General features: G+C 71.7%; 21 protein-coding genes. 4 read left to right on the top strand and 17 right to left on the bottom strand.

What is annotated here, in order from left to right; all coding sequences use genetic code 11:
• Positions 1-49: 49 nt before the first annotated feature.
• The 4 genes from msbA to H0E84_RS11570 all read right to left on the bottom strand — a co-directional run bounded on the left by msbA (position 50) and on the right by H0E84_RS11570 (position 5,774).
• Positions 50-1,819: a lipid A export permease/ATP-binding protein MsbA gene (msbA, locus tag H0E84_RS11555; protein WP_180678797.1), complete on the bottom strand. Its 1,770-nt coding sequence runs from the start codon at positions 1,817-1,819 to the stop codon at positions 50-52.
• A 7-nt stretch (positions 1,820-1,826) separates the two neighbouring features.
• Positions 1,827-2,264 carry a biopolymer transporter ExbD gene (locus H0E84_RS11560; protein WP_180678798.1) on the bottom strand — a complete coding sequence of 146 codons (438 nt, stop codon included), beginning with the start codon at positions 2,262-2,264 and terminating at the stop codon, positions 1,827-1,829.
• A 3-nt stretch (positions 2,265-2,267) separates the two neighbouring features.
• On the bottom strand, positions 2,268-2,936 hold the full coding sequence (locus H0E84_RS11565) for a MotA/TolQ/ExbB proton channel family protein (RefSeq protein ID WP_180678799.1): 669 nt from the start codon (positions 2,934-2,936) through the stop codon (positions 2,268-2,270).
• A 426-nt stretch (positions 2,937-3,362) separates the two neighbouring features.
• On the bottom strand, positions 3,363-5,774 hold the full coding sequence (locus H0E84_RS11570; RefSeq protein WP_180678800.1) for a DNA internalization-related competence protein ComEC/Rec2: 2,412 nt from the start codon (positions 5,772-5,774) through the stop codon (positions 3,363-3,365).
• Between the two features lie 398 nt (positions 5,775-6,172).
• Here H0E84_RS11570 and H0E84_RS11575 point away from each other — a divergent pair, with 398 nt between their 5' ends.
• Together H0E84_RS11575 and H0E84_RS11580 are read left to right on the top strand one after the other, a co-directional pair.
• Positions 6,173-6,646: an AAC(3)-I family aminoglycoside N-acetyltransferase gene (locus H0E84_RS11575; protein ID WP_180678801.1), complete on the top strand. Its 474-nt coding sequence runs from the start codon at positions 6,173-6,175 to the stop codon at positions 6,644-6,646.
• 56 nt (positions 6,647-6,702) lie between these two features.
• Positions 6,703-7,101, top strand: a complete 399-nt coding sequence (locus tag H0E84_RS11580) for a hypothetical protein (protein ID WP_180678802.1) — start codon at positions 6,703-6,705, stop codon at positions 7,099-7,101.
• 86 nt (positions 7,102-7,187) lie between these two features.
• Here the strand turns inward: H0E84_RS11580 and lolD are convergent, their stop codons facing one another.
• The 10 genes from lolD to H0E84_RS20750 form a co-directional block, all read right to left on the bottom strand.
• A complete protein-coding gene (lolD, locus tag H0E84_RS11585; RefSeq protein ID WP_180678803.1) occupies positions 7,188-7,892 on the bottom strand; it encodes a lipoprotein-releasing ABC transporter ATP-binding protein LolD in 705 nt (234 codons plus the stop codon).
• Between the two features lie 64 nt (positions 7,893-7,956).
• Entirely contained in the window at positions 7,957-9,204 is a 1,248-nt protein-coding gene (locus H0E84_RS11590) for a lipoprotein-releasing ABC transporter permease subunit (RefSeq protein ID WP_180678804.1), read from the bottom strand.
• Between the two features lie 54 nt (positions 9,205-9,258).
• Complete coding sequence (locus H0E84_RS11595; protein ID WP_219339711.1) at positions 9,259-9,621, bottom strand: hypothetical protein; 363 nt, start codon at positions 9,619-9,621, stop codon at positions 9,259-9,261.
• Between the two features lie 91 nt (positions 9,622-9,712).
• Complete coding sequence (locus tag H0E84_RS11600; RefSeq protein ID WP_180678805.1) at positions 9,713-9,958, bottom strand: FAD assembly factor SdhE; 246 nt, start codon at positions 9,956-9,958, stop codon at positions 9,713-9,715.
• Entirely contained in the window at positions 9,955-10,377 is a 423-nt protein-coding gene (locus H0E84_RS11605) for an MAPEG family protein (protein ID WP_180678806.1), read from the bottom strand. Before H0E84_RS11605 ends, H0E84_RS11600 begins: the two co-directional genes overlap by 4 nt.
• An 88-nt stretch (positions 10,378-10,465) precedes the next feature.
• On the bottom strand, positions 10,466-11,257 hold the full coding sequence (locus tag H0E84_RS11610; protein ID WP_180678807.1) for a succinate dehydrogenase iron-sulfur subunit: 792 nt from the start codon (positions 11,255-11,257) through the stop codon (positions 10,466-10,468).
• Between the two features lie 119 nt (positions 11,258-11,376).
• On the bottom strand, positions 11,377-13,167 hold the full coding sequence (gene sdhA / locus H0E84_RS11615; protein ID WP_180678808.1) for a succinate dehydrogenase flavoprotein subunit: 1,791 nt from the start codon (positions 13,165-13,167) through the stop codon (positions 11,377-11,379).
• Positions 13,168-13,187: 20 nt separating this feature from the next.
• Complete coding sequence (gene sdhD, locus H0E84_RS11620) at positions 13,188-13,604, bottom strand: succinate dehydrogenase, hydrophobic membrane anchor protein (RefSeq protein ID WP_180678809.1); 417 nt, start codon at positions 13,602-13,604, stop codon at positions 13,188-13,190.
• The gene (gene sdhC / locus H0E84_RS11625) at positions 13,601-13,990 is read right to left on the bottom strand and encodes a succinate dehydrogenase, cytochrome b556 subunit (protein ID WP_180678810.1); all 390 of its coding nucleotides are present in this window, start codon (positions 13,988-13,990) and stop codon (positions 13,601-13,603) included. The genes sdhD and sdhC overlap by 4 nt, the downstream gene beginning before the upstream one ends.
• Before the next feature lie 68 nt (positions 13,991-14,058).
• Complete coding sequence (locus H0E84_RS20750) at positions 14,059-14,169, bottom strand: DUF1674 domain-containing protein (protein WP_425600486.1); 111 nt, start codon at positions 14,167-14,169, stop codon at positions 14,059-14,061.
• A 79-nt stretch (positions 14,170-14,248) separates the two neighbouring features.
• Between H0E84_RS20750 and ygfZ the strand changes: the two genes are divergently transcribed.
• Complete coding sequence (gene ygfZ / locus H0E84_RS11635; RefSeq protein ID WP_180678811.1) at positions 14,249-15,106, top strand: CAF17-like 4Fe-4S cluster assembly/insertion protein YgfZ; 858 nt, start codon at positions 14,249-14,251, stop codon at positions 15,104-15,106.
• 282 nt (positions 15,107-15,388) lie between these two features.
• The gene (locus H0E84_RS11640; protein ID WP_180678812.1) at positions 15,389-15,886 is read left to right on the top strand and encodes an OmpA family protein; all 498 of its coding nucleotides are present in this window, start codon (positions 15,389-15,391) and stop codon (positions 15,884-15,886) included.
• 111 nt (positions 15,887-15,997) lie between these two features.
• Here H0E84_RS11640 and H0E84_RS11645 read toward each other — a convergent pair whose 3' ends face one another.
• The 3 genes from H0E84_RS11645 to H0E84_RS11655 form a co-directional block, all read right to left on the bottom strand.
• Positions 15,998-18,295, bottom strand: a complete 2,298-nt coding sequence (locus tag H0E84_RS11645; RefSeq protein WP_180678813.1) for a thiamine pyrophosphate-dependent enzyme — start codon at positions 18,293-18,295, stop codon at positions 15,998-16,000.
• Between the two features lie 391 nt (positions 18,296-18,686).
• Positions 18,687-20,162 carry a DASS family sodium-coupled anion symporter gene (locus H0E84_RS11650; RefSeq protein ID WP_180678814.1) on the bottom strand — a complete coding sequence of 492 codons (1,476 nt, stop codon included), beginning with the start codon at positions 20,160-20,162 and terminating at the stop codon, positions 18,687-18,689.
• A gap of 237 nt (positions 20,163-20,399) precedes the next feature.
• Positions 20,400-20,936: a GNAT family N-acetyltransferase gene (locus tag H0E84_RS11655; protein WP_180678815.1), complete on the bottom strand. Its 537-nt coding sequence runs from the start codon at positions 20,934-20,936 to the stop codon at positions 20,400-20,402.
• Positions 20,937-20,976: the final 40 nt, after the last annotated feature.

Below are 20,976 nucleotides of genomic sequence, written 5' to 3' on the forward strand. Positions count from 1 at the left end.
CGGGGCGGCGCCGCGGCTACGAGGTCACGGGCGCGACCGATGGGCCGGCTCATGCGGTCGCCGGCTCGCGGAACTGCATCTGGTGCAGATGCGCGTACAGCCCGCCACGACTCAGCAGTTCGGCGTGGGTGCCCTGCTCCACCAGCCTGCCGTGGTCGAGCACCAGCACCTGGTCGGCATGCTCGATGGTCGAGAGCCGGTGCGCGATCACCAGGGTGGTGCGGTCCGGCATCAGCCGGTTGAGCGCGTCCTGCACCAGCCGCTCCGACTCGGTGTCGAGCGCGGCGGTCGCCTCGTCCAGGATCAGGATCGGCGCGTCGCGCAGGATCGCACGGGCGATCGCCAGGCGCTGGCGCTGGCCGCCCGACAGCAGCGAGCCGTTCTCGCCGATCGGCGTGTCCATGCCTTGGGGCAGGCGTTCGATGAACTCCCAGGCGTTGGCATCCTCGGCGGCGCGGCGCAGCGCCTCGGGCGAGGCGTCCCCCGCGTAGGCGATGTTGGCCGCGACGCTGTCGTCGAACAGCATCACCCGCTGCCCGACCAGGGCGATCTGGCGGCGCAGGTCGGCCAGGCGGTAATCGTCCAGCGGCACGCCGTCCAGGGTGATCGTGCCGCTGCTCGGCTGATAGAAACGCGGCACCAGGCGTACCAGGCTGGTCTTGCCGCTGCCCGAGCGACCGACGATCGCGGTCACCGTGCCCGGACGCGCGCTGAAGCTGACGTCCTGCAGCGCCATGCCCTCGGCATCGCCGTCGCGCGAGTAGCGCAGCCCGACCCGCTCGAACACCAGTTCGCCGCGTGCGCGCTGCAGCGGCACGCGACCGGCGTCGCGCTCCTCCTCGTCGTCGAGCACGGCGAACAGGCGCTCGGCGGCGGCCACGCCGCGGCCGATCACGCTCTGCACGTTGGTGATGCGGCGCAGCGACGGGATGATGCCCATCATCGCGGTCATCAGCTTGACGAACTCGCCGGGGTTGAGCTGGCCGACCAGGGCCTCGCGCGTGGCCACCCAGACGATCGCCGCCAGCGCGATCGCCGCCAGGATCTGCACCAGTCCCGAGGCGGTGGCGCGCGTGGCCTCGACCTTCAGGTTCAGGCGCAGCACGCGGTTGGTCAGCGCCGAGTAGCGCGACTGCTCGAAACCCTGGGCGCCATAGACCTTCACGTCCTGCTGCGCGGCCAGCGACTGTTCCGCACTCTGCGCCAGCTCGCCCATGCCGGTCTGGATGCCACCGCTGATGCGCCTGTAGCGCTTGCCCACGATCCACACCAGCACGCCGATCGCCGGCGCCACGATCACCATCGCCAGCGTCACCTTGACGCTGGTCATGAACATGATCCCCAGCAGCAGGGCGATGGTCAGGCCGTCGGCCACCAGGACCTTGAGGGCATCGGCGCTGGCCTGCGCGACCTGCTCGGTGTCGAAGTTGAGGCGGCTCACCATCACCGGCACCGACTCGCGGTCGAAGGTGGCGCTGGGCAGGCGCAGGTACTTGCCCAGTACCAGCTCGCGCAGGTCGCGCACCACGCTGCGGCCGGCGCGGGCCATGCCGTAGTCGGTAGCGAACGTGGCCACGCCGCGCAGCATGAACAGCGTGACGATCGCCAGCGGCAGGAACACCGCGGCCGAGGGCTGCGGATCGACGAAGCCGTCGTTGACCAGCGGATCCATCAGCTGCACGAAGGCGGCGCCGGCCGCGGCTTCGATGATCATGCCCACCAGCGCCACCGCCAGCAGCGGCCAGTAGCGCATCGCATGGCCGAGCAGGCGCCGGTAGATCGGCCAGGCGGCGGTCGCCGGGGTCGTCGGCTCGGCCATCAACCGGTCACTGCCCGCCCGCAGGCGCGGACGCCTCCGGCGCGGTGGCGATCGAGATCTGCCGGAACCCCAGCTGACCCAGCGCGTCCATCGCCGTCACCACCGCCTGGTGCGGGGTGCGGGCGTCGGCGCGCAGCAGCACCGGACGTTTGCGGTCGTCGCCGGCCACCTCGGCGATGGTGCGCTTGAGCGACTCCACGTCGGTGCGCAGCGCTTCGCGGTCGTCGACGAAATAGCGGCCGTCTGCGTTGACCAGCACGCTCAGCGATTTCGTCTGCTGCTCGGTCTGGCCGGCGTCGGCGTGCGGCAATTCCAGCTTCAGCACCGACCGCGCATCGAAGGTGGTGGTGATCACGAAGAAGATGATCAGCACCAGGATCACATCGATCAACGGCACGAGGTTGATCTCGGGCTCGTCCTCGGCGCGGCGGTCGCGGATGCGCACGGCTCAGCCCTGCGCCGGCAGTGCGTCTTCGGGCAGCGCCGAGGCCGCGCCGCCGGCGGCGGCGCGACGGTTGCGCGGATCGATCACGTCCATCAGCGCGATCGCCTCGTGCTCCATCTGTACGATGTAGCCGTCGATGCGAGCGCGGAAGTGGCGGTGGAACATCAGCGCCGGCACCGCGACGATCATCCCGGTGGCGGCGCACACCAGCGCCTTGCCGATGCCACCGGCCAGCTGGTTGACGTCGCCGACGCCGTAGTCCATCACCCCCAGGAACATCTGGATCATGCCCACCACGGTGCCGAACAGGCCCAGCAGCGGCCCGGCGGCGGCGATGGTGCCCAGCGCGCTGAGATAGCGCTCCATGCGATGGGCAATATGGCGGCCGACGTCCTCCACCCGCTCGCGGATCTCCTCGCGCGGGCGGTTGCGGGTGTCCAGCGCCGCCGCCAGCAGCGCGCCCAGCGGCGAGGTGCTGCGCAGCGAATCGATGTGCGCGGGATCGAGCCGTCCGCGCGCCGCCCAGGCGCGAACTTCGGCGCCCAGCCCGGGCGGCAGAACCGCGCCGCGGCGCAACGCCCAGAAACGTTCGACGATGATCGCCAGTCCCGCCGCCGACAGCATCAGCAGCGGGATCATCGGCCAGCCGCCGGCCTTGACCAGTTCCAGCACGCGCGTGTCTCCCGGCCCACGGGCCGCATCCAAACCGGCCGATAGGATAGCCCAGCGGCCGCCGGCGGCTGGCCATCGGCGCGTTCAGCGGCGCCCGTCCCTGGTCCGAGGGTCTGGAACGGGGGCGCGACCGGCCCCGACGGCGCCGGATCGATGGGATGCCGGTTCGGCATGCGACTTCAGTCGGCGGGCTGCTCGGCGGCTGACCTGGGACGGCGGCTGCTCCGGGTAGCGGCTGCTGGGTCACGCCTGCCGGGTGAGGGTTAGCGGGGGATGGTTGGTGGGCCGCGGCTGTCGTGGGAGCGGCCCATGGCCGCGAAGGCCGCGGGCCCTTCGGTCGGGTCGGCGGCGATGCCGGGCGCGGATGCCGGCGCCGGCTTTTGCGTGCATCGCACGCTCCTGTAGGGGAGCCTGCCGGAAGCGGAATCAGCGCGGTGGCGCCTCGTCGTGCTCCGGCCCTGCCCGTGCGCAGTCGCGGGCCGGGCCGGGCCGGCATGGCCCGGCGGCGAGCCGGCGTGCGGCATCCCAGAGCCGCGGATGGCTCTCGCGCCGCGCCGCTGCCGTCACGCCGCCGCGGCCGAGCCGCACGCGCAGGGCGCCGCCCGGCGCCGTGTCCAGGATCTGCGCGCCGGCGTGTCGCCAACGCCGCAGTACCACTTCGCGCGGGAACCCGAAGCGGTTGCCGTGCCCGGTGGCCAGCAGCGCGTACGCGGCGCCGGTCGCGGCCACGAATCCCGGGTCGGACGAGCCGTCGCTGCCGTGGTGCCCCACCGTCACCACGTCGGCCCGCGCCGCCCCCGCGTCGTCGCGCAGCAGTCCGCGCTCGATCACCTCGCCGATATCGCCGGTCAGCAGCGCCGCACCGTGCGCGCCCTCCACCCGCAGCACGCAGCTGGCCTCGTTGCCGAGATAGGGAAAATGCAGGCCGGGATGCAGGAAGCGAAAGCGCACCCCGTCCGCTTCCCAGCCATGTCCGGCCAGGCAGGGAGCGGCGGCGGCGATCCCGGCCCCGTGGGGCGCGAACACCGGCGCCGTCGGGTGGCGCCGCCGCACCGCGTCCAGCCCGCCGGCGTGGTCGGCATCGCCGTGGCTGACCACCAGCGCATCCAGCCGCCGCACCCCCAGCGCCTGCAGCGACGGCACCACCACCCGCTCGCCGGCGTCGTAGCCCTCGGGCACGGCAGGGCCCATGTCGTACAGCAGGCTGTGCCCGGCGGTGCGCACCAGCACCGACAAGCCCTGCCCCACGTCCAGCACCACCAGTTCGACCTCGCCGCGCCGCGGCAGATCGCGGTCGGGCCACAGCAGCGGCAGCCATAGCAGCGCCGCCAGTGCCTTGCCCGGCACCGCCCGCGGCAGCAGCAGCCAGAACGCACCCAGCAGCGCCAGTGGCAACGCGTACCAGCGCGCCTCCGGCAGCCACCAGAGCGCGAAGCGGCCCGCCGCCAGCCATTCGAACAGCGGCCAGCTGAGGTCGAAGCACCACGCCGCCAGCCCCCACAGCCGCGCGCCGGCACCCGCGTGCAGCGCCTCCAGGCCCGTGCCGAGCAGCGACAGCGGCACCACCACCAGGCTCCACCACGGGATCGCCACCAGGTTCGCCAGCGGCCCGGCCAGCGACGCCTGGCCGAACAGCACCGCGGTCAGCGGCAGCAGCCCCAGCGTCGCCACCCACTGCGCCGACAGGAAGCCGCGCAGCAGCGACTGCCCGCGCGCATCCGGGAGACACCACACCAGCCACGCCACGCCGGCGAAACTGAGCCAGAACCCCGCCGCCAGCACCGACAGCGGGTCGGCCAGCAGCACCGCCACCGCCGCCAGCGCCAGCGAGTCCGCCACCCGCAGCGGCCGCCGCCACAGGCGTGCGGCCACCACCACGGCGATCATCAGCACCGTGCGCACCGTGGGCAGCGCCCAGCCCGCCACCGCGGCGTAGAACAGCGCGCCTGCGAGCGCGGTGCACGCCGCCGCCAGCGGCCGAGGCACGCGCCGCCCGAGCTCGGGCAGCAATCGCCAGAGCCCCGCAGCCAGCAGCGCGAAGAAGCCCGCCACCAGGCCGACATGGAAGCCGGAAATGGCGATCAGGTGGGTGAGGCCGGTGGCGCGCAGGATGTCCCAGTCCAGGTCCTCTAGTTGCCGCGTGTCGCCCAGCGCCAGCGCTCGCACGTAGCGCGACGAGGCGCTCGGCACCGAGGCGTCGATACGTCGCGCGATACCATCGCGCCAGGCGTCGATGCCCCCCGCCGGCGCCAGCCGCTCGACCGCTTGCGCATCGCGCACGTAGCCGATCGCCGCCAGGCGTCGCGCCAGCGCGTGCTTCTCGCTGTCGAACCAGCCCGGATTGCGCAGTCCGCGCGGCGCGCGCAGACGCGCGGTGAAGCGCCAGCGGCTGCCGGGGGCGATGTCGAAGCGCCGCGGGTCCACCCCGTCCCAGCCGTCGTACCAGGACAGCCGCAGCAGCCGCCCGCGCAGGAACCGCGGCTCGGCCCCGCGATCCACCCGGAACAGGAACTGGCTGCGGCCGCCGCCGTGCTCCGGCAGCTGCACCACCCGGCCCTCGATCGTGAAGTCCATGCGTTCGTGCGGCGGCGGCAGCTGCAGCGCCAGCGCGAACGACGCATGCAGGCCGCACAGCGCGAATGCCGCCACCGCCGCCGCCAGCGGCCGCAGCGCCCGCGTACGCCACCACCCCACCAATCCCAGGGCGAGCAGCGGCATGAGCCACGGCCAGCTCGGCAGCGCCGGCAGGCAGAGGCATGCGGTAGCGCCGCCCGCCAATGCCAGCGCGACGGCGACGCCGAACGGTGCGGGGCTGGATGTTGCGTCACGACCGTCCATGGCCACTCCGGTTGCCGCGCTGCACGGGTGCCGCTGCACACCGGCATCGTCGCGGCTAACGCGTCTAAGCGCCGCCTCCACGGCAGGGTTCATCCTCCACCGGCGTACCCGCAGCGTCCATCGGGACAACGCGGCGAATGCGGTAGGAAAATCCCGACCGCCCTGGCCCGCCGCCGCGCCGCGCCCGGTGGTGTGGTTGCTCATGCAGCGCATCGCACCCGGGACCCGTGCGACCTGCCCGGCGAGTGGGATGGGCCGGTTGCCGCACGGCGCGCAGCAAGACGGGCCACATCCGCCATGGCCGACCCCTATCCCGCCGGCATGACCGAAGGCACTGGAACCGCGCGTGCGGATGTCCGCACCATGCGGCCATCCACAGCCCGCCCCTGAGCACAGCCATGGCCCGTTCGCCCCTCGTGGTCCACCGCATCGCACCGGACGCGCCGGCAACGATGGATGCGCTGCTGACCATGTTCGGCGTGGCGTTCGACGAGGTGGAGACCTATGGCGCCAGGCGACCCTCCCCCGGCTACATGCGCCGGCTGCTCGGCAGCGACGGGTTCATCGCCCTGGCCGCCACCAAGGACGGCGCGGTGGTCGGCGGACTGGCCGCCTACGAGCTGGTGAAGTTCGAGCAGGAGCGCAGCGAGATCTACATCTACGACCTTGCCGTGGCTGCCGAGCACCGGCGCCAGGGCATCGCCACGGCGCTGATCCGGAAGCTGCAGGCGATCGCCGCCGCCCGCGGCGCCTGGGTGATCTTCGTACAGGCCGACCATGGCGACGAGCCTGCCATCGCGCTGTATACGAAGCTGGGCACGCGCGAAGACGTGCTGCATTTCGATATCGCGGTCGGCCCGGCCGCGGCCTAGCCGCCGCGCCCTCCCCCGCGTGGTCCGCCGCCAGCGATGCGGATATGCTCCCGAGCATGCACATGCTTTCGGCCCACCCGGAACGGATCATCGGCAACATCGCCCTGGCCAGCCTGATGGTGGGCGTCCCGGTCGGAGTCGGGTTGTCGATGGTGGGCGGCCTGATGCAGCCCGGCGGGGCGTCCTGGCTCGACTGGCTGAAGGGCGCGGCCGCCGGCGCGGCGCTCGGCCCCACCGCGATTTTCGTGGCCGGCATGCTCCTGGTCGCGCCGGTGCTCGCACTGCTGCGACCGCTCGGATACGCCGGGCCGCTGACGGTCTATGTCATCGCCTCGCTGTTCGGGACTCTGGCGTTGCGCGACGACCTGCGCTTAGGCGCCGTGGTGCTGGCGTTCGCGCTTCCCGCCGCCTTCGTATTCTGCCGCTACGCCTACCCAGATCCGTCGCTGGATTGAACCATCAGGTCGCCGCGGAACGCCGGCGGCGTGAGCGGAGAACGGCAGAATACGACTGCGGCGGCGGCCCACGCGCGGCGCAGGGATCACACCTGCGACGGCGCCACCTCCCTGAGCCTGCCCTCGTGCAGCTCCAGCACCCGGTCCAGCCTGCGCGCGAGGCTGCGGGCGTGGGTGACCAGCACCAGGCTGGTGCGGTGGGCGCGGTTGAGCTCCAGCATCAGGTCGAACACGGTGGCAGCGGTGCGCTCGTCGAGGTTGCCGGTGGGCTCGTCGCCGAGCACGCAGGCCGGCCGGTTGACCAGCGCGCGGGCCACGGCGGCGCGCTGGCGCTCGCCGCCGGACAGCTCGCCGGGCTTGTGCTCCAGGCGCGGCCCGAGCCCTACCGACTCCAGCAGTTCACGGGCGCGGGTGGCGGCATCGGCAACGGCGGCGCCGCGCAGCAGCACCGGCAGCATCACGTTCTCCAGCGCCGTGAACTCGGGCAGCAGATGGTGGAACTGGTATACGAAGCCGAGCGCGCGGTTGCGCAGCTGTCCGCGCGCGGCGTCCGAGAGCGCGCTCATCTTCTGCCCGGCGACGTACACCTCGCCGGCGCTGGGCGTGTCCAGTCCGCCGAGCAGGTGCAGCAGGGTGCTCTTGCCGGCGCCCGAGGCGCCCAGGATGGCGACCGTCTCGCCGGCGGGCACCGCGAAGTCGAGGCCGCTGAACACCGGGGTGGTCAGCCCCCCTTCGCGGTAGGTCTTGCCCAGGTCCTCCGCGCGTACCACCGCTTCGCCGTGCGCCTGCATCCGCCCTTCCGATTCCCGGCCTTCCGCGGCCGAATGGCCGGCCTTCCCGATTCCCGATTCCCGGCTATTCATAGCGCAAGGCCTCCGCCGGCGCGGTGCGCGCCGCGCGCCATGCCGGGTAGATGGTGGCCACCAGCGCCATCGCCAGCGCGACCAGGGCGATGATGGTGACGTCGGTCGAATCGAGTTCGGTGGGCAGGCCGGTGATGTAGTACACGTCCGGGGGGATCAGCACCACGCCGAAGGTCTTCTCGATGGCGCGCAGGATGTGCTCGAGATTGAGCGTGAGCAGCACGCCGCCTAGCACGCCGAGCACCGTGCCGAAGACGCCGATCAGCGTGCCCTGCACCACGAACACCTGCATCACCCCGCGCGGGGTCAGGCCGAGCGTGCGCAGGATGGCGATATCGGACTGCTTGTCGGTCACCAGCATCACCTGCGACGACACCAGGTTGAAGGCGCCCATGGCGATGATCAGCGACAGCAGGATCGCGATCATGGTCTTCTCCAGGCGCAGGGCGCGGAACATGTTGGCGTTCTCCTGCGACCAGTCGCTGACCCGGTACGGGCCCTGCAGGCGCAGCGCGAGTTCGCGCGCCACATCCCAAGCCAGGTTCATGTCGTGCAGGCGCAGGCGCACGCCGGTGACGCCCTCGCCCAGGCGCAGCACGCGCTGCACGTCGTGCATGTTGGCCACCGCCAGGCCCTTGTCGAACTGCTGGTGGCCGGCCTCGAAGATGCCGCTGACGGTGTAGCGCTTGAGCTGCGGCACGCCGCCCATCGGCGTGGTCTGGAAATCGGTGGTGACGATCACCTTGTCGCCCACCTGCACGCCCAACCACAGCGCCAGCTCCCGGCCGAGCACGATGTTGAAGCTGCCCGGCTGCAGGTCCTCCAGGCTGCCCTGCACCATCTTCTCGCCGATCACCGAGACGTTGCGCTCGTGCGCGGGCAGCACCCCCTGCAGGAAGGCCGGCTGCGGCTCGGAGCTGTTGCCGTTGATCATCGACGGGCGCTCCACGTACGGCGCGGCGCCGGCGACGCGGGCGTCGCGCACCGCCTCCTCCACCGCCTGCTCCCAGCCGAGCATGGTCGCGCCTTCGGCGCTGACGGTAGCGTGCGCGGCCATCTGCAACAGCCGATCGCGGATCTCGCGCTGGAACCCGCTCATCACCGCGAGGGTGGTGATCAGCGCGGTCACGCCGATGGCGATGCCGAGGATCGAGGCCAGCGAGATGAAGGAGATGAAGCCGTTGCGGCGCTTGGCGCGCAGGTAGCGCAGGCCGATGGCGACGGGCAGGGGTTTGAACATCGGATCTCGCAGGCTCGGGGCGGCACCGGCCGGCGCGGCCGCGGCACGAAGCCGCTATGGTGCCATCGAAGGCCTCCGCCGCGCAGCCGGGGGCTCCGGCGCGGCCAGCCGCAGTTCACGACGCTGCGCGGACGGCAGGCTGTCCGGCCACCACACCAGGCGCCGCGCCCTTCCGGCGGCGTCGCGCCAGGACAGGAATGCCAGCGGCCCCTGCCAGCGCAGCGAAACGTCCCTCACCGTCGCGCCGTCCAGCAGCGCCGCCCCGGCGCCGCCGACGAACACGAAGGCGCGCCGCGGCCGGCGCGCCTCGCGCCACAGCAGCACGGCGCCGTGGCCCAGGGCCGCCAGCGCCAGCGGCCAGGCGGCGATGCGCGGCATCTCCGAGGCGAGCACGGCCAGCGGCGCGAGCAGCGTCATCGTCGTCAGGATCGCCAGCAGCCAGCGCGAAGGACGCCAGGTGATTTCCGCCCGTGGCTGCGCAGGACCGGCGGGCGCACGCTCCGGGCGATCAGGGCAGCTCGCGGATCCGCCTGACGAGCGCGTCGAGTTCGACATCGGCAACGGCCTCGTAGCCCATGAACCAGCGCCAGAGCCTATCGTCCTCGCCGTCCAGAAGCTGTAGGAAAAGCCTGCGTTCGCCGTCGGAGGCCGCCGCCCAGCTGCGGTCGAGGTAGCGCGTGAACAGCACGTCCAGCTCGCGCATGCCGCGGCGGCAGCGCCAGCGCAGACGGCCCAGGTCGCCGCCGCCGCTCATGCGGCCAGCAGGCCCCAGGCCAGGCGCAGCCACAGGAGCAGCAGCACCAGCGCGCCGAGCAGGTAGGCCCGGAAGCGATGCATGACCTTGTTGTAGCCGCAGTGGATCGCGCTGTGAACGATGCGCAGCGCGACGAAGGCCCAGGCCAGGGCCTGCACCGCGACCGTCGCCTGGCCGGTCAGCGCGGCGGAGGCCAGCGCGAAGTAGAACAGCACCGGCAGCTCGAACAGATTGCGGAAGTTGTCGGCGGCGGTGCAGTCGGTGAGCCGCGCAGCGGCCTGGGTCGAGGTGGCCACGGCCTGCGGGTGGATCCGCTCGCGCAGCATCTGCGCCACCCGGCGCCGGTACATCACCGTCATCACCACGAAGGTGAGCGCCACCATCGCCAGGCCGGGCAGCAGGATCGGCTGGATCTCCATCGGTTCCCCCAAGCGGGCGCCGGCGCCCTGTCGGTGGTGCCGAGGCGCCGGCACCGGTGCGCGGGCGCGGTGCGCGCCCGTGTCCCGCTCAGCCGCGCCGGGCCAGCATCATCTGCTTGATCTCGCCGATCGCCTTGGCCGGGTTCAGGCCCTTGGGACAGGTGCGGGTGCAGTTCATGATGGTGTGGCAGCGATACAGCCGGAACGGATCCTCGAGGTCGTCCAGGCGCGCGCCGGTGTCCTCGTCGCGGCTGTCGATGATCCAGCGGTAGGCCTGCAGCAGGATCGCCGGGCCGAGGTAGCGGTCGCCGTTCCACCAGTAGCTCGGGCAGCTGGTGCTGCAGCAGGCGCACAGGATGCATTCGTACAACCCGTCGAGCTTGGCGCGGTCCTCGCGCGACTGCAGCCGCTCGCGATCCGGCGGCGGCGCGCTCTGGGTGCGCAGCCAGGGCTTGATGGCGGCGTACTGGGCGTAGAAGTGGGTGAGGTCGGGGACCAGGTCCTTGACCACGTCCATGTGCGGCAGCGGGTAGATCGGCACCTCGCCGTTGCCCTTGCCGCAATCCTCGATCGCGCGGGTGCAAGCCAGGGTGTTGGTGCCGTCGATGTTCATCGCGCAACTGCCGCAGATGCCCTCGCGGCAGGAGCGGCGGAAGGTCAGCGTCGGGTCGATCTCGTTCTTGATCTTGATCAGCGCGTCCAGGACCATCGGCCCGCACTGGTCGAGGTCGATTTCGTAGGTGTCGGTGCTCGGATTGCGGCCGTCGTCCGGGCTCCAGCGATAGACCTTGAAGCTGCGCACGCGCTTGGCCCCGGCCGGCGCCGGAAAGTGGCGGCCCTTCTGGATCTTCGAGTTCTTCGGGAGGGTGAATTCGGCCATTGGACTACGTCCGGGAATAGGGAATGGAGAATCGGGAATCGCAAAAGCAGGAGTCCGGGAATCTCATGGCGATGTTCTTGCTCTTGCCATTCTCCACTCCCGATTCCCGATTCCCGGTTTCAATACACCCGCGCCTTCGGCGGCACGACCTCGACCTCGTCGTCGAGGGTGTACATGTGCACCGGGCGATAGCCGATGAAGGTTTCGCCCTCGTCGCTCACCCAGCACAGGCTGTGCTTGTGCCAATTTTCGTCGTCGCGGTCGCCGTAGTCCTCGCGCGCATGGGCGCCGCGCGATTCGGTGCGGTTCTCCGCCGAGACGATGGTGGCCAGCGCCTGGCCGAGCAGGTTCTGCAGCTCCAGAGTCTCGACCAGGTCGGAGTTCCAGACCATCGAGCGGTCGGTGACCTTGACGTCCGCGAACGAGGCATGGATCTCGCGGATCTTCTTCACACCGGCCGCAAGCGTTTCGCCGGTGCGGAACACCGCGGCGTCCTCCTGCATGGTGCGCTGCATGTTGTCGCGGATCGCCGCGGTGGGGGTGTCGCCGGCAGCGTTGCGCACCCTGTCGAGGTTGGCCAGGGCGCGGTCGCAGGCGTCTTCGGGCAGGCGCCTGTGCGACTGGCCGGTGCGGATGGTGGTGGCGCAGCGCTCGGCCACCGCGCGGCCGAACACCACCAGGTCGAGCAGCGAGTTGGACCCCAGGCGGTTGGCGCCATGCACCGAGACGCACGCAGCCTCGCCGATGGCGTACAGCCCCGGCACCACCGCGTCCGGATCGCCGTCGCGCAGCTGCACCACCTCGCCGTGGTAGTTGGTGGGAATGCCGCCCATGTTGTAGTGCACGGTGGGCAGCACCGGGATCGGCTGGCGGGTGACGTCGACGCCGGCGAAGATCTTGGCGGTCTCGGCGATGCCCGGCAGCTTCTCGTGGATGTCGTCGGGATCGAGGTGGGTGAGGTCGAGGTGGATGTGGTCCTTGCGATCGCCCACGCCGCGACCCTCGCGGATCTCGATGGTCATCGAGCGGCTGACCACGTCGCGGCTCGCCAGGTCCTTGGCATTGGGCGCGTAGCGCTCCATGAAGCGCTCGCCCTCGGCGTTGCGCAGGATCCCGCCCTCGCCGCGCACGCCCTCGGTGATCAGGCAGCCGGCGCCGTAGATGCCCGTGGGATGGAACTGCACGAACTCCATGTCCTGCAGGCCGAGCCCGGCGCGCAGCGCCATGCCGCCGCCATCGCCGGTGCAGGTGTGCGCCGAGGTGCAGCTGAAATAGGCGCGGCCGTAGCCGCCGGTCGCGAGCACCGTGCCGTGGGCGCGGAACAGGTGCAGCGTGCCCTCGGCCATGTCCAGCGCCAGCACGCCGCGGCAGGCGCCCTCCTCGTCCATGATCAGGTCGAGCGCGAAGTACTCGACGAAGAAGCGCGCGTCGTGCGCGAGCGACTGCTGGTAAAGCGTGTGCAGCATCGCGTGGCCGGTGCGGTCGGCCGCGGCGCAGGTGCGTTGCGCGGTGCCCTTGCCGTAGTGCGTGGTCATGCCGCCGAACGGGCGCTGGTAGATCTTGCCGTCCTCGGTGCGCGAGAACGGCACGCCCTGGTGCTCGAGCTCGATGATCGCCGGGATCGCCTCGCGGCACATGTACTGGATCGCGTCCTGGTCGCCCAGCCAGTCCGAGCCCTTGATCGTGTCGTAGAAGTGATAGCGCCAGTCGTCCTCGCCCATGTTGCCGAGCGCGGCGGAGATGCCGCCCTGCGCCGCCACAGTATGCGAGCGGGTCGGGAAGACCTTGGTGATGCAGGCGGTCTTCAGGCCCTTGGCCGCCAGCCCGAAAGTGGCGCGCAGCCCGGCGCCGCCGGCGCCGACCACGATCATGTCGTACTTGTGTTCGGTGATCTTGTACGCGGAAGTCATCGGGACCCTTTGTGCAGGCGTCAGGCCAGGAACGCGATGCGGCCGATCGCGTACAGCGCGGCGAGCGAAGCCACCACGCAGAGGAAGGTGACCACGAACTGCAGCGCGACCTCGACCGCGCGCGCGTGCACGTAGTCCTCGATCACCACCTGCAGCCCCATCTGGGTGTGCCAGAACATCGACAGCGCGAACACCGCCATCAACGTCGCGTTCCAGGGCCGCGCCAGCACCTCGCGCACGGTCTCCAGGTCCGCACCGATCAGCGACACCAGGGTGCCGACCAGCCAGGGCACCAGCAGCGCCAGCACCACCGCGGTGACCCGCTGCCACCAGAAATGCCCGGTACCGGACTTGGCCGAGCCCATGCCGCGGGCGCGGCCGATCGGGCTGCGGAAATCGCGCCGCGCCGGGGCGCGCTCCAGCTTCGCCTCGCTCATGCTCCACCCCGCAGGGCGAAGACCCAGATCAGCGCGGTCAGCACCACGGTCAGGGCGAACACCGCGTAGCCGGAGCGGTAGACTTCCGGCAATTCGAAGCCCCAGCCCGAATCCCACAGCAGGTGGCGGATACCGTTGAGCAGGTGGTAGACCAGCGCCAGCGAGAAACCGAACGCCGCGAGCATGCCCAGCGGCGAAGCCAGGCAGTCGGCGGCGGCGGCGTAGGCGTCGCCGCCGCGGGCCACGGCCAGCAGCCACCACACCAGGCCGAACGCGCCGAGCGCGAGCGCGATGCCGGTAGTCCGATGCAGGATCGACATCGTCATGGTGATCTGCCAGCGGTACACCTGCAGGTGCGGCGACAGGGGGCGTTCGCGGTTCGTCATCGTCGTGCGGGACTCCTCGCTGGGCGGCGCTGGCCGCGTGGCTGGACTGGCATGGCTGAGTCTACGGCCTAGAAATCGATGCAGCGGCCGTTCTTTTCCCAGTCGCCGTAGCGGGTCGGCTCGGGGCCCTCGCGACCGCCGGATTCCGGCGGCGCCGGCCGCGCAACGGGCTTTTCCACCTGCGCACGATCCGTGGCGGGGGCGCTTTCACCTATCATGGCCGGGTCTTTCACGCCGCGAAGTTTAAGTCCCGCCCCCATGTCCCACAAGTCGACGCCCGCCGGAGGCGATTTTTTCGCCATTCCCGATCACGCCGTGCTCACCCTGGAAGGGCGCGATGCGGCGAAGTTCGCGCAGGCGCAGTTCATGAACGACGTGGCCGCGCTCGCGCCCGGCCACTGGCAATGGAACGGCTGGCTGACGCCGAAAGGCCGGGTGACGGCGCTGTTCGCCCTGCTCAAGCAAGAGGACGAACGGCTGTGGCTGCTGCTGGCGGATGCCGCGTCGGCGGGATTCGCCGAAGCCCTGAGCCGTTTCGTGTTCCGCAGCAAAGTGCGGATCCGCATCGTCGATGGCTTGCACGCCGCCGGTGCGTTCGCCGCGCCTGACCGCGCGCGCGGGGCGGCGTTCGACGGCGGCGAAGGAGCCGGCATCGAACTGGATTTCGGGACGCCGGCCGGTGCGCGCACCCTGGCGATCGGCGAAGCGGCCGCCGCGGAGGACGCGGACGCCCTCGCCCGCTGGAACGCCTTCGACCTCGCCCATGGCCGGCCCCGGCTGGACGCGGCCCAGGCCGGGCAATGGACGCCGCAGCAACTCTCGCTGCAGCGCCTGGTCGCCTACAGCGTCAAGAAGGGCTGCTACCCGGGCCAGGAGATCGTGGCGCGTACGCACTTCCTCGGCCAGGCCAAGCGCGGCCTGGCGCGGCTGGCCTGCGAGGCGGAGATCGCTTCCGGCAGCGCGGTGACGGCCGGGGGCAAGGAACTCGGGCGGGTGGTCTGCAGCGGGGCGGGCGAACTGCTCGCGGTGCTGCCGCTGGAACGCTCCGACGATTCGCTGGCCGTGGACGGCGCGCCTTGCGTTCCGCAGCCGCTGCTGGAGGGTCTGGCGCGCTGACCGCCGCCCCGGCGCGCCTCCGGCGGCAGCGTCGTGCGCGCCTATGGCCCGCGCCGGCGGCGTCCGGAGCCGGGCTACCGGGCCCGGGATGTCCCGGCGGATCCGCGCTTGATCCCGCGGCATGGTCCGCTGCTATGCTCGCGGACCAGGGGGAAGCCGTCGTACGGTCGTCTCCGCCGCCGCCCCGGAAGGCAACCACGCCACCGGACGCGGCGCGCGGCGAGGGCCGCCGCGAGGGTCGAATCAGGCAGTCGTCTGCTATCGCATCCAGAGGAAGGGGAAATGAAGAGCAATCTCGCACTCACGGCCGTCGCCGCGGCCGCACTCGCGCTGTCCGCCTGCACCACCACGCCGCCGCCGCCGCCGCCGGAACCCGAGGCGCCGGCCCTGGCTCCCTCGTCGTTCCTGGAAAAGCTGGCCGCCGACGGGCTGTTCGCTTTCGGCAAGTCCAGCCTCGACGACTTCAGTCCGGAAGGCCAGCGGGCGCTGGACGACCTGGCCACCCGTCTCACCTCCGGCCGCGCGCTTGAGGTCGTGCACGTGATCGGCCATAGCGACCGCATCGGCAGCGCCCAGGGCAACCTGCGGCTGTCCACGCAGCGCGCCGCTGCCGTTCGCGAATACCTGATCGATCGCGGCGTCCCGGAGGACCGCATCACCGCGGTAGGGCGCGGCAGCGTCGAACCGGTGGTCGAGTGCGAGGGCGATCGCGGCCAGGAGGTGATCGACTGCCTGGCGCCGAACCGCCGCGTCGAGGTGCGGGTGCAGTTCGCCGACTGACGGGCGCGGGCGGGCGCATCCCTCCCGGATGCGCCCGCGCTTGCAACGGTCCCGCATCGCGGGCGAAGCATCGCTTCGGCGATGGGCGGGCTCCGGTTCGCTGCGCTACGGCTACGCAGGCGTTGTCGCCGGCGGCGCCGCCAGCTCCGCGGCGGCGGCGACGATCTCCTGCTCGGAAGGAATCACCAGGAACGCCGCGCCCGCCAGCGGCGTGAACGTATCGGCGCCGACCACCCGCCGCAGCGGCCGGTCGCCCAGGCCGGCCTCGACGATGGCGGTGAGGATGCCCTCCCCGACCCCGGCGCTGCGCCGCCCCTCGTCGACCACGATCGTCCGCGCGCACTCGCCGGCATGGCGGGCGATGGCCGCCTCGTTGAGCGGCAGCAGCCAGCGCAGGTCGACCACCCGCACCTTCCAGCCGTGCGCCGCCTCGATCGCGCGCGCGGCGCGCAGGCTCATCGGCACGCCGTTGCCGAAAGTCAGGATCGCCAGGTCCGCCGCCTCCGGCGCGTACACGCGCTCCTCGCCGAACGCCAGCGCCCGGTCGGGCTCCGGATACGGGGTCAGCCACTGGCCGTCGCCGGGCGCGTGCAGGTCCTTGGTCATGTACAGCGCGATCGGTTCGAGGAACGCGCAGACGCGCCCGTCCACCTTCGCCATCGCCGCCAGGGTGCGCAGCATCATCGCCGCGTCGTCACCGCGCGACGGGCAACCCATCACCAGTCCGGGGATGTCGCGCAGCGCGGTGACCGAGTTGTCGTTGTGGAAATGCCCGCCGAAACCGCGCTGGTAGCCGAGCGAGGCGATCCGCATCACCATCGGGTTGCGGTACTGGCCGTTGCTGAAGAACTGCAGGCTGGCGGCCTCGCCGCGGATCTGGTCGCAGGCGTTGTGGAAGTAGGCCAGGTACTGGATCTCCGGGAACGGCAGCATGCCCATGTTGGCGCAGCCCTGGGCCAGCCCGAGGATGGTGGTCTCGTCGAGCAGGGTGTTGAACACGCGGCGCGCGCCGAAGGCCTTCTGCAGGCCCTTGGTCACGGTGTACACCCCGCCCTTCTGCGCCACGTCCTCGCCGAACAGCAGCGCCTCCGGATACTTGGCGAACAGGTCGTGGAGGGCGTTGTTGATCTGGATCGCCAGATGCCGCGGCGCCAGCTTTTCCGGCAGCTTGTCCTCGCCCCCGAACACGGCCGCGCGCGCCGCCGCGTGGTCGAAGCGCTCCGCTTCCCCCTGCACCTGGTCCGGCGTGTACGGCGCGAGCGGCGCGACCACATCCTCCAGCGTCGTCAGCCGCGGACGGCGGTCGGCCTCCTCGACGGCGGCGAAACAGCGCCGGCGGGTGTCCTCGTACAGCGCCAGCAGCGCCTCCTTCGACAGCAGCCCCGACTCCAGGGCGATGGTCGCCGAACGCAGCAGCGGATCGGCGGCCTCGACCGCGCACAGCTCGGCGATCGCGCGCCACTCGATCTCGAAATCGGTGCCGGCATGGCCCATCAGCCGGGTGGTGCGCAGGTGCAGGAAAGTCGGGCGCCGGGTCCGTCGGCAGTGTTCCACCGCCTGCCGGACCTGGCCGTAGCCCGCGGCGAGATCCAGCCCGTCCGCCGCGAAATAGTCGAGGTCGCGACGGCCGGCGAAGCTGCGCGCGATCCAGCCGTCCGGCGTCTTCACCGAAATGCCGATGCCGTTGTCCTCGCAGACGAACAGCACCGGCGCCGGCAGGCGCTGGTAGGCGGTCCAGGCGGCGGCGTTGAACGCGGTCTGCGCGGTGGCGTGGTTGGCGCTGGCGTCGCCGAAGGAGCACACCACGATGCTGTCGTCCGGGACCGGCAGCGCATGACCGATGCGCCGGCCCTGCTCGATGGCGATCGCGGTGCCCAGCGCCTTGGGCAGGTGCGAGGCGATGGTCGAGGTCTGCGGCAGCACCCACAGCGGCTTGCTGCCCCACACCTTGTGGCGCCCGCCGCTGGCCGGATCGTCCCTGCTGGCGGCGAACGACAGCGCAGAATCCATCACCGGGTCCATGCCCGGCAGCTTGCGGAAGCGCTCGGCCATGAAACCGCCGCTGCGATAGTGCAGGAACGCCGGATCGGTATGGCGGGTGAGGCGCGCGACCATGGCATTGCCTTCGTGGCCGCTCGAGCCGATGGTGTAGAAGACCTTGTTCTGCACCCGCAGCACGCGCGCCATCAGGTCGAGGTGGCGGCTGATGAGCTGCGACTCGAGCAGTTCGACGAGGCCCCGCGCATCCAGCGCGCTGCCGGGAAGCACCGGGGCATCGCCCGCAGGGGCCGCAGCCACCGGGCGCTGCCAGTCGCGCACGAACTCGCTGAAGTTGACGTCGCAGATCTCGGCGCGGTTGAGGCCGCGCATGCGCGCGGGGATCGGATCGGGCACGGGGCGGAAGGTCATCGTGTGCGTAGGCGGCGGTCGAAGCTGGCTATTGTCCTACACCCGGAGCACGGGCGGCCGCCAGCGCCCGGCTATGCCGGGGCGTCGCCGTAGGAGCGTGCCATGCACGCGAAAGCCGGCGCGCCCGGGTGCATCGGGAATCTCCGCCGACCCGACCGGAGCCACCCGCTGCCTTCGCGGCCACGGGCCGCTCCTACAACGGTTCGTATCCTGCGCGCCCTCCTCGGACCGCCGACGCTTCGGTGGGCCACCACCCTGCGCCGTGTCCAGCGGCAGTCCGGCGGGATTTCGACCAAGCGAGTATCGGGGAGCGACTCGAAATNCCGGACTGCCGCCCCCCGGGAACCGATCAGGCCCGCCGGGCCACTCGCACGCGGCCCCCGACACCCTCTCAGCCCGCGCAAAGCCCCGTGCCCGCCCAGCCCGCCGCCAGCGTCACCAGCACCACCGCGACGATGTTGAGCACGATGCCGGTGCGCGCCATCTGGCCGATGCCCACGTGCCCCGAGCCGAACACGATCGCGTTCGGCGGCGTGGCCACCGGCAGCATGAAGGCGTAGCTCGCCCCCAGCCCGATCGCCACCAGCAGCGGCATCACCGGCACCCCCAGCCCCAGCGCCACCGCCGCCAGCACCGGAGTGAAGGCGGTGGCCATCGCGGTGTTGCTGGTCAGCTCCGTGGCGAAGATCACCAGCACGGCCACCGCGAACACCACCAGCAGCATCGGCGCGCCGGCCAGCCCGTACAGCCCGCTGGCGATGAACCCGTCAACACCGTGCGCGCCGATCGCCGCCGCCAGCGCCAGCCCGCCCCCGAACAGCACCAGCACCCCCCACGGCAGGCGCACCGCCGTCTCCCAGTCCAGAGTCGCCCGGCCCCCGCCCGCCGGGATCAGGAACAGCGACAGCGCCCCGGCCATCGCGATCACCGCGTCGGTCAACCCGGGCAGGCCGGACCAGGCCGCCAGCTGCGGCCGCAAGATCCACGCCGCGGCGGTGAGCGCGAACACCGTCAGCACGACTCTTTCGCCGCGGCCCATCGGCCCGAGCCCGCCGAGCATCTCCCGGATCTCCTCCCCGCCCTGCGGCAGCCTGCGGATCCGCACCGGGAAGGCCATCCGCGTCAGGTACAGCCACGCCAGCAGCAGGAACGCCAGCATCACCGGCACCCCGAAGCGCATCCACGACAGCATGGTGATGTCGCAGTCCAGCCGTTCGCGCGCGTAGCTGGCCACCACCAGGTTCGGCGGCGATCCGATCAGCGTGGCCGAACCGCCGATCGAGGCCGCGTAGGCGATCGCCAGCATCAGGCCGGTGGCGAACGCCCGGCCCTCGTGCCCGGGCACCTCGGTCCCGTCGCGCATCAGCATCGCAACCACCGACAGGCCGACCGGCAGCAGGATGATCGTCGCCGCGGTGTTGGAGATCCACATGCTGAGGAAGGCCGTGGCGAGCATGAACCCCGCGACCAGCCGCCGCGGCGACGTGCCGACCATCAGCAGGATGCGCAGCGCCATCCGCCGGTGCAGGCCCCAGCGCTCCATCGCCAGGCCGAGCATGAAGCCGCCCATGAACAGGAAGATGATGTCGCTGGCGTACGGGCGCGCGGCCTCGGCCGGCGACAGCACGCCGAGCAGCGGGAACAGCACCACCGGCAGCAGCGCCGTCGCCGCCAGCGGCAAGGCCTCGCCCAGCCACCACACCGCCATCCACACCGCGACCGCGGCGGTCATGCGGCCCTCGATGGCGAGGCCTCCGGCTCCCGCCTCCGGGATGAGCAGGAACGCGAGCAGGCCCAGCGGCGGCCCGGCCCATCGCGCGAGACGGCGGTGCCAGCCCGATGCCTGCTCCACCGCGTTCGACTGCACGCCGGCGCCTCCCGTCCAAGAACGTGCGGCACCTTAGCAGCCGGCCCCAGTGCGGTCATGTTGCAAGACGAGACCCGCTGCCTTGGCGCAGGGTCCGTCGCAACCGCCGCGTCCTGCTCGCGTAGAGCGGAGCTTGCTCCGCTGCTATCGGCTTCGGGGACCGCGCAGCCGAGCAAGCTCGGCTCTACAGGGGCTCCGGTGCCCGCGTCGCTGGTCCGGACCGCCGTCGGCCGCCGCTCACGGCCGCTGCGCCCGCCATTGCTCGCGCGTCTGTCCCCAGACGTCGACCGGCACCTCCTCGAACGGGGCCGGCAGCCGGCCGGCCCGCAGTCTGCGCGACCCCAGTCGTTCGGCGAGCTTTTGCGAAGCCGCATTGTCCGGATCGATGCAGTGGATGACCTCCGCCCAGCCGAGCCGGTCGAACGCCCAGTCGATCGCCGCGACGGCGGCTTCGTGCGCGTAGCCGCGGCCCCAGGCAGCGCGCCGCAGCGACCAGCCGACCTCGTTGCCGGGCCAGCCTTCCGGCCGCCACGGCCCCGCCTGGCCCAGCCATTCGCCGCTGGCGCGGTCGACGATCGAGAACATGGCGAACCCCTGCAGCGCCCACGCGCCCGGCATCTGCAGGAACTTGCGCCACGCGGCGGGACGCGGCAGGCGGCCGCCGATGTAGCGCGTCGCCACTTCGTCGCCCATCAGCTCGGCATAGCCTTCGAAATCCTCGATGCGCGGCAGGCGCAGCACCAGTCGCTCGGTTTCGATCTGCAGGTCGGTCATCGGGCGTTGCCTGTTCGCTTGCGGTCGAGGGAACGGAAGG

Origin of the sequence: Luteimonas salinisoli, assembly GCF_013425525.1 — a bacterium.
In the GTDB taxonomy this organism is placed as follows: Bacteria; Pseudomonadota; Gammaproteobacteria; order Xanthomonadales; family Xanthomonadaceae; genus Luteimonas; species Luteimonas salinisoli.

Bases quoted from the DNA above. Each gene is read 5' to 3' on its own strand.
- H0E84_RS11610 (WP_180678807.1), bottom strand. From the start codon at position 11,257: ATGGCCGAATTCACCCTCCCGAAGAACTCGAAGATCCAGAAGGGCCGC.
- lolD (WP_180678803.1), bottom strand. From the start codon at position 7,892: ATGCAGGCGCACGGCGAAGCGGTGGTACGCGCGGAGGACCTGGGCAAG.
- ygfZ (WP_180678811.1), top strand. From the start codon at position 14,249: ATGTCCCACAAGTCGACGCCCGCCGGAGGCGATTTTTTCGCCATTCCC.
- sdhA (WP_180678808.1), bottom strand. From the start codon at position 13,167: ATGACTTCCGCGTACAAGATCACCGAACACAAGTACGACATGATCGTG.
- sdhC (WP_180678810.1), bottom strand. From the start codon at position 13,990: ATGACGAACCGCGAACGCCCCCTGTCGCCGCACCTGCAGGTGTACCGC.
- H0E84_RS11595 (WP_219339711.1), bottom strand. From the start codon at position 9,621: ATGACGCTGCTCGCGCCGCTGGCCGTGCTCGCCTCGGAGATGCCGCGC.
- H0E84_RS11575 (WP_180678801.1), top strand. From the start codon at position 6,173: ATGGCCCGTTCGCCCCTCGTGGTCCACCGCATCGCACCGGACGCGCCG.
- H0E84_RS11655 (WP_180678815.1), bottom strand. From the start codon at position 20,936: ATGACCGACCTGCAGATCGAAACCGAGCGACTGGTGCTGCGCCTGCCG.
- H0E84_RS11600 (WP_180678805.1), bottom strand. From the start codon at position 9,958: ATGAGCGGCGGCGGCGACCTGGGCCGTCTGCGCTGGCGCTGCCGCCGC.
- H0E84_RS11645 (WP_180678813.1), bottom strand. From the start codon at position 18,295: ATGACCTTCCGCCCCGTGCCCGATCCGATCCCCGCGCGCATGCGCGGC.
- msbA (WP_180678797.1), bottom strand. From the start codon at position 1,819: ATGGCCGAGCCGACGACCCCGGCGACCGCCGCCTGGCCGATCTACCGG.
- H0E84_RS11590 (WP_180678804.1), bottom strand. From the start codon at position 9,204: ATGTTCAAACCCCTGCCCGTCGCCATCGGCCTGCGCTACCTGCGCGCC.
- H0E84_RS11605 (WP_180678806.1), bottom strand. From the start codon at position 10,377: ATGGAGATCCAGCCGATCCTGCTGCCCGGCCTGGCGATGGTGGCGCTC.
- H0E84_RS11640 (WP_180678812.1), top strand. From the start codon at position 15,389: ATGAAGAGCAATCTCGCACTCACGGCCGTCGCCGCGGCCGCACTCGCG.
- H0E84_RS11570 (WP_180678800.1), bottom strand. From the start codon at position 5,774: ATGGACGGTCGTGACGCAACATCCAGCCCCGCACCGTTCGGCGTCGCC.
- H0E84_RS11580 (WP_180678802.1), top strand. From the start codon at position 6,703: ATGCACATGCTTTCGGCCCACCCGGAACGGATCATCGGCAACATCGCC.
- sdhD (WP_180678809.1), bottom strand. From the start codon at position 13,604: ATGAGCGAGGCGAAGCTGGAGCGCGCCCCGGCGCGGCGCGATTTCCGC.